This is a genomic window from Flavobacterium branchiophilum FL-15, from assembly GCF_000253275.1.
GTDB lineage: Bacteria > Bacteroidota > Bacteroidia > Flavobacteriales > Flavobacteriaceae > Flavobacterium > Flavobacterium branchiophilum.
This window is the reverse complement of the sequence record NC_016001.1, coordinates 2,044,221-2,061,013: the sequence shown is the minus strand read 5'-3', so window position 1 is coordinate 2,061,013 and position 16,793 is coordinate 2,044,221. Positions and strand designations below refer to the sequence as shown.

At 29.3% G+C, this 16,793-nt stretch carries 10 protein-coding genes; 3 read left to right on the top strand and 7 right to left on the bottom strand.

The window, feature by feature from the left end; genetic code table 11:
• The first annotated feature begins 33 nt into the window (after nucleotides 1–33).
• The 3 genes from gap to FBFL15_RS08860 all read left to right on the top strand — a co-directional run bounded on the left by gap (nucleotide 34) and on the right by FBFL15_RS08860 (nucleotide 4,895).
• Nucleotides 34–1,038, top strand: a complete 1,005-nt coding sequence (gap, locus tag FBFL15_RS08870) for a type I glyceraldehyde-3-phosphate dehydrogenase (protein ID WP_014084274.1) — start codon at nucleotides 34–36, stop codon at nucleotides 1,036–1,038.
• A gap of 221 nt (nucleotides 1,039–1,259) precedes the next feature.
• Nucleotides 1,260–2,111 carry a BadF/BadG/BcrA/BcrD ATPase family protein gene (locus FBFL15_RS08865; RefSeq protein ID WP_014084273.1) on the top strand — a complete coding sequence of 284 codons (852 nt, stop codon included), beginning with the start codon at nucleotides 1,260–1,262 and terminating at the stop codon, nucleotides 2,109–2,111.
• A gap of 747 nt (nucleotides 2,112–2,858) precedes the next feature.
• Nucleotides 2,859–4,895, top strand: a complete 2,037-nt coding sequence (locus FBFL15_RS08860; RefSeq protein WP_231847457.1) for a M3 family metallopeptidase — start codon at nucleotides 2,859–2,861, stop codon at nucleotides 4,893–4,895.
• 136 nt (nucleotides 4,896–5,031) lie between these two features.
• On the opposite strand, the gene FBFL15_RS08855 is transcribed toward FBFL15_RS08860, so the two are convergent.
• The 7 genes from FBFL15_RS08855 to FBFL15_RS08825 form a co-directional block, all read right to left on the bottom strand.
• Nucleotides 5,032–6,531 carry a DUF7017 domain-containing protein gene (locus FBFL15_RS08855; RefSeq protein WP_014084271.1) on the bottom strand — a complete coding sequence of 500 codons (1,500 nt, stop codon included), beginning with the start codon at nucleotides 6,529–6,531 and terminating at the stop codon, nucleotides 5,032–5,034.
• Nucleotides 6,521–8,644, bottom strand: a complete 2,124-nt coding sequence (locus FBFL15_RS08850; RefSeq protein ID WP_014084270.1) for an ATP-dependent DNA helicase — start codon at nucleotides 8,642–8,644, stop codon at nucleotides 6,521–6,523. The genes FBFL15_RS08855 and FBFL15_RS08850 overlap by 11 nt, the downstream gene beginning before the upstream one ends.
• A gap of 74 nt (nucleotides 8,645–8,718) precedes the next feature.
• Nucleotides 8,719–9,693, bottom strand: coding sequence for a hypothetical protein (locus tag FBFL15_RS08845; protein ID WP_014084269.1), 975 nt, complete (start codon nucleotides 9,691–9,693; stop codon nucleotides 8,719–8,721).
• 1 nt (nucleotide 9,694) lies between these two features.
• Complete coding sequence (locus FBFL15_RS16800; protein WP_014084268.1) at nucleotides 9,695–14,281, bottom strand: DEAD/DEAH box helicase; 4,587 nt, start codon at nucleotides 14,279–14,281, stop codon at nucleotides 9,695–9,697.
• A 179-nt stretch (nucleotides 14,282–14,460) separates the two neighbouring features.
• On the bottom strand, nucleotides 14,461–14,886 hold the full coding sequence (locus FBFL15_RS08835) for a hypothetical protein (protein ID WP_014084267.1): 426 nt from the start codon (nucleotides 14,884–14,886) through the stop codon (nucleotides 14,461–14,463).
• Nucleotides 14,887–16,122: a response regulator transcription factor gene (locus FBFL15_RS08830; RefSeq protein WP_014084266.1), complete on the bottom strand. Its 1,236-nt coding sequence runs from the start codon at nucleotides 16,120–16,122 to the stop codon at nucleotides 14,887–14,889.
• Nucleotides 16,094–16,792, bottom strand: coding sequence for a hypothetical protein (locus FBFL15_RS08825; protein WP_014084265.1), 699 nt, complete (start codon nucleotides 16,790–16,792; stop codon nucleotides 16,094–16,096). The genes FBFL15_RS08830 and FBFL15_RS08825 overlap by 29 nt, the downstream gene beginning before the upstream one ends.
• Nucleotide 16,793: the final 1 nt, after the last annotated feature.

Below are 16,793 nucleotides of genomic sequence, written 5' to 3'. Positions count from 1 at the left end.
AAAATTGTAACGCAAACCTATAAACTAAAAAAAATGTCAAAAGTAAAATTAGGAATCAACGGTTTTGGCCGTATCGGACGTATCGTTTTCAGAGAAACTTTCAACAGAGACAATGTTGAAGTAGTAGCCATCAACGATTTATTAGAAGTAGATCACTTGGCTTATTTATTAAAATATGATTCAGTACACGGTCGATTTGCAGGAAAAGTTGAAGTAATAGACGGCAAACTTTTTGTAAACGACAAACACATCAGAATCACTGCCGAAAGAGACCCTGCCAACCTCAAATGGGACGAAGTAGGTGTAGATGTAGTAGCAGAATGTACAGGATTTTTTACAACAAAAGATACTGCCGCTGCCCACATTACTGGAGGTGCCAAAAAAGTAATCATTTCGGCCCCATCTGCAGACGCTCCAATGTTTGTAATGGGCGTAAACCATACTACTGCAACCGCTCAAGATTTAGTAGTTTCAAACGCCTCTTGTACTACCAATTGCTTGGCTCCTTTAGCAAAAGTGATACACGACAATTTCGAAATAGTAGAAGGTTTGATGACAACAGTACATGCCACAACATCTACACAAATGACCAACGATGGTCCTTCTCGAAAAGATTTCCGTGGCGGTCGTTCTGCCTTGGTAAACATGATTCCTTCAAGCACAGGTGCTGCAAAAGCAGTAGGAAAAGTAATACCAGCACTCGATGGCAAACTTACAGGAATGTCTATGAGAGTACCCACCGCAGACGTATCTGTAGTAGATTTGACCGTAAAATTGGCCAAAGAAACTTCATACTCAGAAATCATGGCCGTACTAAAAAAAGCGTCTGAAACTACCATGAAAGGCATTTTGGGTTATACAAACGACGACGTAGTATCTCAAGATTTTGTTTCAGATTCTAGAACCTCTATCGTGGACGAAAAAGCAGGTATAGGACTCAACTCTACCTTCTTCAAAATCGTATCTTGGTACGACAACGAATACGGTTATTCTAGCAAATTAATCGATTTGGCAGTACACATTGCCGCAATACAATAACAATACAAAACATAACAACCCGTTGATTATGAATCATTTGACGGGTTGTTTTTTTATTTGGAGCCAATCCCGCTATTCGCTATATCTTTTCTTTTTTTAAAGAAAAAAAAGAAAAGGATGCCGCTACTATCGGGGCTAAAAACCAATACTAGCAACAAACCAAAAAACAAGACAAACCAAAAATTAGTTTTCTACTAACTAAAAACTTAAAAAACAAAATTATGAAATTACTTGTAGATAGTGGCTCAACAAAAGCTGATTGGATAGCCATAGACGAAAACGGAAAGGTATTATACACCACCCAAACCCTCGGACTAAACCCCGAAGTTTTAGAAAAAGAAGAAATCATCCACCGACTCAATGACAAATTTGATATACTTCAAAACAAAGACAAAGCCTCGGCACTCTATTTTTATGGTGCAGGATGTGGCACCGATAAAATGAAAAACTTTTTGGCAGAAGTTTTTCAGGTTTACTTTACAAACGCTTCAGTACACGTGTACGAAGATACTTATGCAGCAGTTTTTGCAACCACCCCAAAAGACGAAAAAGCCATTGTAAGCATCCTTGGAACAGGATCCAATTGCAGCTATTTTGATGGCAAAATATTGCATCAAAAAGTACAATCGCTAGGCTATATTGCCATGGACGATTGTAGCGGAAACCGTTTTGGAAGACACCTCTTACGAGGCTATTTCTTCAATAAAATGCCCACCGAATTGGCCAAAGAATTTGAAGAAGAATACAACGTAGATGCCGATTACGTAAAACACAATTTGTACAAAGAACCCAACCCCAACGCTTATTTGGCCACTTTTGCCAAATTTTTAATCAGACACAAAGAAACAGATTTTTGCAAAAAATACATCAACCTAGAACTTGAAGATTTTGTAGAAAACTACATCATGCAATTCGACAATTGCAGAGAAGTACCCGTGCATTTTGTAGGATCAATAGCTTTCTACTTGAAAGACGAATTGGCAGAAATGCTTCACAAACACGGAATAAAATTAGGAACAGTATTAAGAAGACCCATAGACGGTTTGATCCAATACCACGTTTTGAATAAATAAATGTTATATTTTTTTTTTGAGGGCAAACACTTTTACTAAAGGTTTGCCCTTTTTTTTGCACCCAACAAACCCATACAGCTTCAAATTAAAAAATGGAGCCTGCCGTATAATTCAATCTAAATTTATATCAAATATATTTATAAAATAGTCCAAAGCTGCGTAGTTATTTTTTAGAGAAAAATTAAAAAAAAAATCGTTACATAGCTGGGCTACGGAACTATTTTTTTTGACTCATTTTAGCAAAAAAGAACCAATAGATTGGACTATTTTATATGAATATTTGATATTAGTACCATAATTTTTTAAGATTCACTTTTCAACCTAAAATGAAATCCCATAAAAAATGAATGAATCTTCAAGAAAATGGTCACCCTCAAATAATTTACACAGACTGTTTGCTGCACTTAAATATTTATTACCAGTTAATTTAAAATATATCTATTATTTTTTAAAAAAGATATTTAATTGAGAAATATTTTATTTTTGCAAAAACTAAAAAAATGAATGTTGGTTCAAAAATTAATTTTAAAAAAGAATAGTTGTGTTTTTTTTTATAAATTTACAAAAAAATAAAAATATGAAATCACCAAAAACAAACATGTTTGCTTGCAAACACCAATGAAAAAAAGGCGATTCCATTTGAGCTATGAAAACAAATAAATATGTCCTATGAAAATAAAATCAATACTACTACTTATTGTTATTTGCCAAGCAATGTCAGTTCAATCCCAAGAAAAAAAACAAGTTATGAATCCTTTTTTTGAAGCGTACACAACACCTTTTCAGGTACCACCATTTCATTTAATTGAAAATGAACATTATAAACCAGCTATTTTAGAAGGTATCAAGCAGCAAGAAGCTGAAATCAAGGCGATTGTATCAAACAAAGAACAGCCAAATTTTGAAAACACCATTTTAGCCATGGAAAATTCAGGTAAATTTTTATCAAAAGTTCGCACCGTTTTTTCAAACATGAACAGTGCCAATACGAATGATGAATTGCAAGCTTTAGCCAAAGAATTAGCTCCGAAATTATCAGCTCATAGTGATAATATTAGTTTGAATGAAGCTTTATTTATTCGAATAAAATCCGTTTTTGACAATCAAAAAAAATGGAAATTGAGCAAAGAGCAAGCCAAAATTTTAGATAATTTATACAAAAGTTTTGTTCGAAGTGGTGCCAATTTGAATGCTGCTGAAAAAGAAAAATTGCGAGAAATCAATTCAAAATTAGCAGTTGCCACATTAAAATATGGTCAAAATATACTTTCGGAAACCAATTCGTATAAATTAGTTATTTCTGATGAAAAAGAGTTAGCAGGTTTGCCAAAAAGTTTGGTAGAAAGTGCTGCTGCTGATGCAAAAGCCAAAGGATTAGAAGGAAAATGGGTGTTTACACTTGCCAATTCTAGTGTGATGCCGTTTTTACAATATAGCAGCAATAGAAAATTACGTCAAGAAATTTGGAATGCTTTCCAACAAAAAGCGAACAATGGAAATGATAAAGACAATAAAGAATTAGCAATACAAATTGCAAATTTACGTTTGGAAAAAGCCAAATTATTAGGATATGCAACACATGCCGATTATGTTTTGGAAAAATCGATGGCAAAAAATCCGGAAACAGCAATGAAATTGTTGCAAGATTTATGGACACCTGCATTGGAAATGGCAAAAAAAGAAGCAGCAGATATTGCGATAATGATGCAAAAAGATGGAATAAACGAAGCGGTACAACCTTATGATTGGCGGTATTATACCGAAAAAATCAGAATAGAACGTTTTGATTTGGACGAACAAGAACTGAAACCTTATTTTAGTTTGGAGCAAACTAGAGCAGGTGTATTTACGGTTTGTCAAAAATTATATGGCTTGCATTTTAAAGAGTTGAAAAATGTTCCAAAATACCACGAAGATGTAACCGTGTGGGAAGTAACCGAGAAAAACGGCAACCACGTTGGGGTCATTTATATGGACTTTCATCCGAGAGCATCGAAACGCGGTGGAGCTTGGATGACTTCTTATAGAGAGCAAAAAACCGAAAATGGAAAACGCATTGCACCGGTGGTTTCTATAGTTTGTAATTTCACAAAACCAACTGAAAATGCACCAGCTTTATTAACATTTGATGAAGTGAGTACTTTTTTCCATGAATTTGGACACGCTTTGCACGGGTTGTTGTCGAATGTAACTTTCGAGAGTTTAGCCGGAACAAGTGTGCCTAGAGATTTTGTGGAATTACCATCGCAAATAATGGAAAATTGGGCTTCTGAGCCAGAAGTAATGAAAATGTATGCCAAACATTACCAAACGGGCGAAATAATTCCAGATGTTTTGGTACAAAAAATGCAAAAAGCAGGCACTTTTGACCAAGGATTTACTACAGTTGAATATTTAGCAGCATCGTTGTTAGACATGGAATACCACACACAAAAACAAGCAATTACAACAGATGCCGCTACTTTTGAAAGAACAGCAATGCAAAAAATCGGGTTGATTGATGCTATAATTCCACGATACAAATCAACCTATTTCAATCATATATTTGCAGGAGGCTATTCAGCGGGATATTACAGTTACATTTGGTCAGGCGTTTTGGATACCGATGCTTTTGAAGTGTTCAAAACCACGAGTTTATTCAATCCCGAGAAAGCATTATCCTTTAGAAAAAACATATTAGAAAAAGGAGGCACTGAAGAACCAATGGAATTATACAAACGTTTCAGAGGTGCCGAGCCAAGCGTTCAACCCCTATTAAAAAAACGAGGATTAAGCAAAAACTAACAAAAAAAAGCCAGTAACAAAAATTACTGGTTTTTTTTTAGATGGAATTATAAAAAACAAATTGATTTTGATTTCTATTAATAAAAAGGTGTTTGTTGTTGTGGAGGAGCCAATAACGAATTTAGAAATATAAAAACTAAATTAATTTCCAAGTAAACTTTTGTTTTTCTTTGTTGTATGATTTAATCGCTTTTCCAATAAAATCCATACCATCCACTAGATTATATTTGATAATTAACGAAGGATGAATAAAAATATCATTTACAAATCCAAAATTTTTATTGTTTTGAATATTGACTTTACCTTGCACATCTTTATAAAAATTCTTCTTAAATTCTTCATTTTGAAACTTTTCAGCAGTATATAAACTGTAGAATTTATCTTTTGAAGATTCTTGAAAACGGACTTTCAATACATCGCCTGCATTTATATTTTTGAAAAATTTATCATATTTTAGAAAACCAAATTTTTGTTCAGAAGCAATAAAATTCAATATTTTTTTATCGTAATTTACAAATTCAACAAAAATAAGTTCTTCTTGAATATCAAAAAATAAAACGGACTCCGCATGATGTGCATATTTTTCATAAAGTTTAAAATTTGATTTCAGTGCAACGGCATTTTTATACCAATCTTGAGATTGCCAAGTGAAAACTTCGTTTGGTATTTTGTATTCTTTTTCAATTCTAATTTTTACAAGAGCTTCAATCTCTGTTTTGGCTTCATTAAGTAGATTTCTTGAAATAAGTTCTTTAGCCATTTTTTGACGTAAACCAATAAGCATTTCACCAGGACTTTTACAAGTTAATGCTTTACAGTAACAAGCAAAAACAATATCTTTTTCTGGAGAATAAACATCTGCAAAAAGTTCCCAAATCCAAAAGTTATTTCTTTTTGTTTTTGCAAATGGAATAAAAGTAGCTAACATTTCATTTCTTTTTCCACATGCCAATAACAATTTGGCTTTGAAAAATGGGGGATATTCATATTCTGTATGTGAATTTTCTAATGCTGATAACTTTTCAATAAATACTAATGCTTTTTCTTTGTCAAAGCTTATAGTTCCATCACCATTTTGTTTTGGTAACAAATGTTTTGCATAAGCAATATATGCTTGTTCCACAATAGACATTACCTCTTTACCATCAGGAAGTTTCTCTTTTTGAAAATCTTCTGTTCTAAAATTATCAAAATCCCACCAATCTGCAAAAGATATATAATTATTACTGTCTTTATGAAACTTATGAAGGCTTTTGAATAAAAAACTATATCCATCTGTTTTCCCGCTAAAGGATAATCTTTTTGTTAATTCGTAAATCTTAAACGCTTTATCATGATTAAACTTCTCAGTTTTTAATAAATTGAAAAAGAACTTACCAATTTGAAAGGATATTGTATCACCAAGTAATTTGTCTTCTTCAGGTAAATTTAATTTTATTATTTCTGATAATGAGGTGTGAAAATTATCAATCTTTTCTGCACTTGCATTGATTTTCAAATATTCATAATATACCCAACTGATATTTCGTTTGGCATAAATATTTTCAGGTTGTAAGTCAAGCTCTGATTTAGCCATTGCATAAGCTTCTTTTAACTTACCAGCTAGTTTTAGTTCTTTAATTTCTTTAGCAGGCATAATTCTTTAATTTTTCTATTAATTGAACTAATTTTTCATCTTCTTTTCCTTCAATGCTTTTAGGCATTGCTATTGTAAGTTGAAAGTTGATGTTATAATAAAATTGAATATAAGCACAAATAGCATCTGTTTTTAGGTAATAATTAACATAAAATTGTCCTTCATTATGAGCTATATTTGTGATAACTATGTTTAGTTCGTCGCAGAAATCCTGCATAACAGCAAATAATTCTATTAGTTGCTTTTGATTAAATTCAATTTTTAAATTGGTGTTAAAAATATAATTTTTGTTAAAAATAGTTTCAATTTCTAATTTAATTGATTTTTCACAAGCAGAAGTTACCACAAATCCATTTTTGAAAAAGCCTGCACCGTTATATGAACCATCTAAAGTTATTAACGTATCTTCATCATACATTAATTGGTATCTTTCGAGCCAAGGAAACGAGTTTACGGTATTTATTCTAAAATTGGTATCTTCTAATTTTTCAATAATTTCCCAATATTTATGATGAACACACAAAGGAGCACTTTCCAAATGAATAGGCGAAAAAAGAGTATTACTAAAATCCAAAGCGTTTTTAGGAAAATTAGCGATTTGATCTATTTCCAGTATTTCAAATTTAGAAAACTGATTAAATTGAGGTGCATTAATAGCAAAACATTTTTCTGAAGCACGTGTTGTGGCTGTATAAGACCATCTAAGCGGGTCTTTTTTTAAACTTACTCTCCCTGAATAATCAACAATACAATTTTTCCACTCTCCACCTTGGGCTTTGTGACAAGTTATAGCATAACCAAATTTGCATCTTAATGCATTATAATATTTGTCATTAACAAGCATATCTGAAAATTCTTGGCTATATTTTTTGTGTTTGACTAGTCCTTTCTTCTCTCTTTCATTTTGTATTTCATCAAAACGCATGATAAAATTTATATAAAGTGATTTCATTTGCAAAACAGACAAATCCCTATCTATTGAATGCAACAAATCATCAAATACCATTGCTTCAATTTCGATATTATTGATTCTTATAGTTACTTTTCTAAACGTATTTGTAACTTGTATTTTCTCTGCTTTTGCAGTTCCATTTTTTTCATTCCATACAGGAGCGGTTAATTTGACTATTTCTTCTGACACCTTTAAAATTTTAGCAAAATCACCGTTCATTATATCTATTCCATAGGTTCTATAATTATTATGTATGATTTGAATGATGTCACCTGGGCATACTTTAGGATTGTTTGGAAAAATTCTATTTCGGATTGCAATATTGTTATCATAACATTGTTTGTTAGAATAACAAATAATTACGCTACTATCAACTTCGGGAATTGGGCTAAGAGAAACATAAGTATCAATAGCTTCTTCAGGTTTTATTTTTATAAAACTTTCAGTATCTGAATATAATTCAAGCGTGGTTGGATTCTCGGAATGAATACAATCACGAAAAACACCTGCGTTTTTAAGAATTAAATTGTCTTTTTGTCTTTTTACTTCGGTAAGCTCATAATCTTCATAAGACAATCCCTTTTTCTGGAATAGTTCTTTAAAAAACACCCAAGATTTATTATCCCCAACAGGAGGTAATTGGGCAGGGTCACCAACAAAAATTATTTTATTGTTTGTTGTTTTAACTTTTGAATATGTTAGCAAATCTTGAAGTAATATATTTGTGCCAAACGAAAACAATTCTTGTTTGTTTTCACGGCTTGAAATCATGGAACTTTCATCAACTATCAGAATCGTTTCGCACTCAAGTTCTCGAATCGGAAAGGAATATAAAAATGATTGTTTTTCAATAACTTCCTTTTGGTTTTTAAAATCTATTTTCTCAAGATTATAAATGGAACTATGAATGGTTTTGCCATGTCCTGTTTTTTCTTTTAAAATTTTTGAGGCTCTACCTGTAGGAGCCATAACTTGAAACATTTTCTTCTCGTTTTCTAAATATTTTGTAACACCTGCCAAGAGTGTTGTTTTTCCAGTTCCAGCATAGCCTTTCAATACAAAGATTTGATTGGTTCCGTTGATAAATTGTTCCAACTTTGTCAATGCAGTCGATTGCCCTTCACTTAATTTTAAATTATGAAAATAGTTGAAAATGCTCATGTTTTTATTATTTGATGCAAAATTAATTTGTAGTTGTGCAGATTTGGTGCGTACTTAATAAATTGAAAATATAATTAAATAAACTTTACAATAATTGAAATTATAACAAAAATAATAATTGCAAAATTTAATTTTTTATTGAAATCTAGTTCTTTTTTTAATAGTTCATTTTGAGAAACTATTGCATCTAATTTGCTATCTGATTCTTTTATTTTATTTAATAAATCGTTTGTTGTTTTTTCATGACTTTGGGTTAGGGAATCAAAACCTTTATTAATTTCCTTTTGATTTTTAGAAAGTGTTTGTTCAATATCACCAAATTTCTGTATCAATGAATTAATGTTATGAGAAATATTTGCAATTATGGTATTAATGCCATTTATTGCAATAAAAATTTCAGACAATTTATTTTGATGTTTGTTGAAATGTTTTTCTAAGTCAATTTTAGATAATCGAGAAACTTCTTTCCCTAAATCATCAACTTTAGTTTGAAAATTTGTTGCTTTCTCATCAAATTTCTTTAATTCTTTTCCGATTTCAAATTTAGAATTTTCTAAAAATTTTCTTTCTAAATCTTCAAATAAAGCATTGAAATCTATTTCACTTAGTCGTGTTATTTCCGAATTGAGTTCTGAAATTTTCATTTGAAAATTTGCTACCTTCTCATCAAATTTCTTTAATTCTTTGCTTATTTCTACTTTGGTACTTTCTAAAAATTTTCTTTCTAAATCTTTAAAAAAATCTTTGAAATCTACTTTATTTAGACGTGTTATTTCTGAATTGAGTTCATTTAATTTGTTGGTAAAATTAGAGTTGTTTTTCACTAATAAATCATTATTACCTTTTAAAAAAACATTAACAGAGCCTCCCAAAGTAGTAGTAAAATCATTTGTTGTTTTGATTATTTTTTTAAATCTTTCATTAAAAATTAGTGGTAATTCGCTTAATTCAGTAATTTTAGCTTTTATTTCTTTTAGATTTGTCAATTCATTTTTAAGAATATCTAATTGTTCATAATTCTTTTCTAATATTTGATCTATATTATTCATTTTATATATTGTTTAGTTCTTTAATTAAATTTTGAGTGTTTATTGTTGAAATTTTAAGCATTAATTTATGTTTGATTCGTCTCATATACTCATTCGAATATTCATATTTCACACTATTTGATAATATTTCTAAAAATTCATTTAATTTATTTTCTAAGTTTCTATAATTGCTTTTTAAATATAAATTTTCAAAACCTATTAAAAAATATTTTTCTGCTTCTTCAAAATAATAGGGATTATTTAAACCAAAACTTGCATAAGCATAAAGCAAATTTAAAACATAATCATCTTTAGTGTCTTCTAAAGCAACAGATCGCCAAATTCTTTTGCACGAACCACGCATCATTTTACATTCGTTTATAAAAGAATTTTCTGAATTAAGGATTTTGGAATATTTTATAAAAATATCCCAATCATCAATTATTTTGTTTTTCCAATCATCAATTAATGATCTATTTTCGCTTTTTTCGATAAACCCAACTTTCGCATATTTTGCATTAAAATAGTAAAACATTAACTGCTTAAAATTTTTATTATAATTTTCACTTTTAAAACTTTCGCCATTTGAAACATTTTGCTCAATACTTTCGTTTATAAAATCTTTAATATCCTTTATGGCTAATTTTCTTTTTCCTGCAATGTCAGAATATGTAAATAGCAAATTAACTTTAACAGCTTGTTTTATTGAAGCAAAAACATTTTCTTTTTCACATAGTTTTTCAAGATCTACGATTATTTTATTTGTATTCACTTTGGATAAATATTTTAAAAGATGTTTTTCTGTTGCTCTAAAATAAAAATCTTTGTCTTTTTTGTTAATAAAAATCTTGACCAAACCTTTGTTGTAATCTAAAGTATAATCAGAGATAAAATCAATACTATACAAACGATAAATAACACGCAAAACATCTTGAGATGACATATTAGAATAATAGCAAATTCGATATTTATTTTTATTCTTTTTATAAGTATCATGCTCAAAAATAGAAAAGTTCCATGTTTCTTCTATTCTTTGTATAAAATCTTTAAAATTATTAGATTGATTTTCTAATGTTTTAAGATATTTTTCGATATCGGCAATAGGAGGTGTTGGAATTAACCCAAAATCTTCTATCAAAAGATTTGCTAAATTGTCATTTGTTAAATCTAAAGGAACAATAAAAAATTCGAGTTGTTTGTCGTATTTGTCATAATACTCTTCTAACGACAATCCATTATTTATAACATTTACAACAGGGCTGTTTAAATATTCAAAAAGTGTAGTGTCAGGACTGTCTTTTCTCCAATTTTCAGTAATAAAATCGAAGATATTATTTGTTAGTGGTACATCAATAACTCCTTCAGGTAAAATATGGTTGAAATCAACAGTTAATTTCCCTAATCCGGTTGTATTAATTATTCTACCAAATTTTATTTTTTCTTCCGTTTTCAACCAGATATTTCCTTCATAATCATGACCCGGAGGAGTTATATAAAAATCAATATTCCTATCGTTTTCTTTGTTGTAAATTTCAGATAATTGCATGAAAACCGTTTTTTCAACTTCTTCTTTACGAGTAAAAAAACGTTCTAAATGGTATATTTCCGTTTCTATTCCTTTGAAACTATTTTGATGAAAATAATCATGAACACTTTCATCAAGATTGTATTCTAAAATCGTAAAGATTTTTTCTTTTTTTGGTTCACCATTTTCATCCTTTTCGTATTTAGAGGCAATCTCAAAAGTTTCTGCAAAATCTGGAACAATTAATTTTATTTCGTTAATTAAGTTTTCTTTGTTTACATATCTTTTTTGGTTAAAAATATATTTACCTTCAAAATTAATATTAAAAATTTCCATCAAATGTCTCAATTTGCTTCTTGCTTCAGAATTTGTATATCTATTGATAAACAAGGGGTTTAAACTATAAAATTGTTGCGAATTTATTAAATTCACACACAAGGCTTTTTTCTTATCCCTACCTGCTCTTCCTGCTTCTTGAATATAACTTTCGGGTGATGACGAATAATTGATGTGATAAACAAGTCGTACATCTTCTTTATCAATTCCCATTCCAAAAGCTTTTGTGCTTACCATATAGTTAATATGACCGCTGAGGAAATTTTGAAAATGACTTTGAATATCTTTGTGTAAACTACTTCCTTCATCGCTTCCAATAAAAAAACCTTTATTGGGTTTTGTTACAATTAAATTTTCAAAAACTTCAGTTGCACTGGGAGCCTTTTTTTTACCTGCTTCAAATGTAACCCCTAAACTACCAGATTTATGAGGACAGAAAATAATTGAAGGCATTTTTTCAAAGTCATTTATCTCTTCTAAATTGCAAATTTCAATAGCTTCTTTTTCGATTTCCTCATCTTTTTTCTTGATTTCTTCAAACTCGTTATAATGTTGTTTTAATGATTTTATTATTACTCCATTGTTAATGTTTGATAATTCAATATTTACATTCTTAACATAATTATTTAAATGGGATTGTTTATGTTCGCCAATAGTTTTTTTAATATCCAAATCTGTAATAGTAATTAATTTAAAATTCTTATTACATTCTACATAATCATAAAACAGTTCTTTTCTAATGGTGTTGTCAATAGAAATTACAGCATCGGCAGCATCTTCATGTTTAATATCTAATTCTCTTTCAATATCTGTAAGTACATCAAATGAAGCTGTAGCGGTTAAGCCAATTAAAGTGACTTTGTCTTTTTTAGTTTTAATAAATTTTTGCGCATTTTTCCCAAGCATTAAATATGCTGTTCTAAAATCATGACCCCATTCAGACAAGCAATGTACTTCGTCAATCACACAATAAGAAAAAGCCATAGCGTGTTTTGTATTATCAATATTTTCGACCAAATTTCTAAATTCTTCCATTACAAATCTTTCAGGAGAAACAAATAAAAATTGGGTTTGACCAAATTTAAAATCAATAAATTTAGCTTGCTTTTCTTCTCGTTTTAAATTGGAGTTTATAAAATCACAACAATCTATCCAATTGTTATTTAAGACTCTAACTTGGTCTTCCATTAGGGATTTAATAGGATCAACAACCAAACATATTCCAGGTTGCAAGAAAACTGGTAATTGATAGGTTAATGATTTTCCGCCACCTGTTGGTAGTAATCCAATCACAGGTTTCCGTTGTAATGATCTAGAAATAATAGGTAATTGACCAGGTCGGAAAGATTTCTTTCTAAAAATATTTTGAATAAAAAAGTCGATGTTTTTTTTAAATTCAGGGATTTCCTCATAAGCACCGTCTCCTTTTTTGTTAGCTAAGTTTTTATAATTTAGAAGATTGGCACAATAAATTTTCTTTCCATTTTCAAAATTGTTTTCAAAATAATGAACAGAACGAATTATAATTGCATTACGTAATGTAAAATTTTTTTCTTTATATATGTGGGAACGTCTTAAAATAGAATGATCTAAAATTACATCAAAATCATTTGACCCAAAATAAATTTCATTTTTTGGGAAATAGCCACAATGTAAATCGGGATGGATTACCCATTCTTGGTTTTCAAAAATATTTAATTCAATTTCTGGGAATTCTAAATTATCGCTTTCTTCGAGGAGTGCATTTAGATTTACAAACAAATCTTTTAATCCTTCAATTGCCAATGCACCACATGGAAAATCACGTTCAATTATCGCAATTTTAAGTGTTTTTTCTTTTAATTGCTCACTATTAGTTATGAAATATTCAATTAGCGTTTTTTGTATTCTTGCAACTGCAAATGGAATAAAAATTAAGCTGTATTCGTTTAAAAAATCATTTGGGTTACGATTGAAATTCTTTTCAAAAATTTTATATAAATTTTTAGAAAACAAAGTTTCGTATGATATTTCATTTTTTGCAAGATTGTTTTCAGTTAATCTAAAAGTTTCAACATCTGCATCAATTGCAGCTAAATCCCGCTTAGTGTCATAAAAAACATACTCTTCTAATAAATGATGTGGTCCATCTATTTCAAAAAACCTAGTTTTATAATCGGTACTATTATTTTGTTCATTCCAATGTAAATAAGGCGAAGTAAAACTAAAATCTACAGTTTTGCCTCCAGCTAATTGGGGAGTAATAGTTGAAAAATCCCTTTGGGCTTGAAACAATTGAAAAACAAAAGGATTCTTTTTTAAAAATTTCTCTTCTAATTTACTTCCTAAATCGCCACAGTAATTAGCTTTTTCAAAGGATAATCCAGATTCAATTACATGTAATAATTCAAAAATTGTATTGTAATTTAATTCATTTATTGATTTGGAATATTCTAATTTTGAATCGTCTTTTGTTTTTTTTGTCAATCCTATTTGAGTAAATATATCTTCTACATTAATGGGCGCTTTAGTAGGTAAACCTCTTGTTATGATATTATTTATAGTAGCTAAAACGGGATGGATATTGTTGTAATCAACTTTATGGGTATATGGGAATTGTACATCAAATGCACTCAAGTTTTGAAGTAACCCTTTAACTTTGTTGATTTCATTATTTTCTTTTTCATTGAAATAATTCAATGTTTTGAAGTTGTCGGTAATTAAATTGCTAATTGCATCTACTATATATCCTGCTTTAAATTGTTTCATTTTATATTTTTTTATAAATACTTTTCATTATATCAATAAATACTTTTCAAACTATAATCAACCCCAAGACATTTTGATTGTTTCAATAATTCATTTGATTTCTGATAAGGGTATATAATATTAGCCATAGTTTCTCAATTTTATGCAAAAATAGTTAAATTTTATATGGGTTTGGTGAGTTAGTTAATTTTTGTTAAAAGCAATTCAATTAGGTTAAAAAGCTCTATAAAACCATCTTTTGTATAAATCTTGCCATCAGCTTTCATCAACTCCCCTTCTTTATTTGTTGCCTTAGGGTGAATAAAAATTGTACGCCTTGTTACACATCTATTCACTGTCAAAAGAATTTCATTTGTCTTTTCTATTTCTAATTTTTGTATGGCAATTCCAAGAATTTTATTTGCTTCCGATCTATATTTTTCATCTGTATCATCAAAATCAATTGTATGATCTATTTTCCTCCATTTCTTTATATTTTCACCATCAATGCACCAGTTTTTTTCTTCGTTTTCTTTGGCATATTCTTTATTCATAATTTCAATTATCATATATAGCGTAACATAAGCATAAGCAAATTGTTTTTCTGTTTTGGCGTAATCATGCATTTATATTGCTTGATTTAATAAAACCAAAATTTCTTCTATAAAATCTCCATTTTGCTCTGTTTTTTTAATAGCCAAGATTGAAATAAGATTGTCTATTCTTGAATAAATGGCTTTCAAATAGGAACGGTTTAAACTAAATGCCACATTTTTTTTGAAGGATTGATAATTATTTTGTGAGATTTCCTTTGAAAATAAATATTCTGGAGATTCTTTTACATAAAACGCATCTGCACCAAAATCTAATAATGGCTTTATGTTCCAAACTTTATTTGATGCTGTAAATACAATGATTTGATTGCCTTTGTTTTGTTTTTTTATTTTTGAAATAACATCATATCCCGAAAATTTCTCAATTGGTAAATTATCATCTTCATCAACTCCATTTAACCTTAAATCAATTAGAAACAAATCAATTTCTTCCTCTAAAATCATTTTTTTTGAGGTGTCAGATAAATCTTCAAAAGACTTTATTTTTTCATTAATAACCTTAAAATCAGCGTTTTTAAATAATTTTCCTAAAACCAAACCCCATCCTTTTTCGGATTCGTCGTCTATCAAAACAATTTTTTTGCCATTGGATTCAATTAAATCGGCTTTTTCTACATTAATATACCCTTTGATGTGTGATTTTTTGTTTAATGTTTCCAAATCAAATTGAAGGGCTTGTATGTATTTGAAATACAGTTTATGAAACGTCTGTTTTAAGTTTTCATTGCTTTTCAAAACTTCGGTATGTGCTGCTTTATCGAGTGAAAACGCACCCCATTCATTTGCAATAGAATGTTTGCCAATGCTTTCGTCGGGTCGAATAGTAATTTTATTTAGAAATGAATTTTTATAGGAACTTTCGTTTAAACCTTCCACATGTTGCACATCATGCTTTACTAATTTTAGCTCTGTAAAATAAACACTGCCAGTAGCAATAATTTGATACCAAATATCACTTAATTTGATAATACTCTCTAAACTTTGAGTTGTGAGAAATACAATGGGAATAAGGGTTTTTTCTTTAAGTTCGGCTAACGACAATCGTATATGAAGTGAAAGTTTCAAACTTTGAATTAGGTTTTTATTCAGATCGAAAACAATTACGTCAATGTCGTTATTTGCAAAAATACTAGTGATGTAGTTGTGATATTCTGTGTCGTTTTCATGCAAAATGGGTAAGTCTAGGTTTTTAAAACCTAAATAATTTACTTGTTCTTGGCTAAAGCCAACCGTATATGTTTTTTCCATATTTTGTAAAGCTGTTATTTATAGTGTTTAAATTGTCAATAAATTTCAAAACCGTAATTGGATTATCTTCTAATTCCTCAAGTAGTTCATCAAAACTAATTGAAATAGAAGCCATTTCTATAATTTCCTTAAAAGCAATAAGATTAATGTCTCTTAATTTCAAAATCTCATTTTGGTCTTTGAATTGTAGCATTTCAATTAATAGATTTGATTTTCTTACTATTTTAATGGATTTATAATGCTTTCCATTCAATAGTATTTCAAATTCAAATTCTTTATTTTCTCTGTAATGTATCAAAAAATCATATAAATTAGAATAAAACAATGATTTTTTTAAATCAATTCGTTTGTTGCTAATTGGTTCTAGATTTGGTTTTGTGTTTCCTTCACTAAAGGTCACCAAAGGTATTTTATCGCCGTTTTCACAAATAGTTTCCATAATTTTTATTACGTTACTTTTGGATCCATCAATAAATTCACCATTAAGCACATCAGCAGTTGTTGCATGAATTAATACACAACTTGCCTCATTTAAAAAACTTAAATCTTGGTTTTTCTCAATTTTCTCAATGTAAATCAAAATATCTGAAAAATCATTATTTTTGATATAATGTATTCCATAATTATTTACTTGTTGGTTGTGTCGATTATCGTCTATCAAGTATATCATT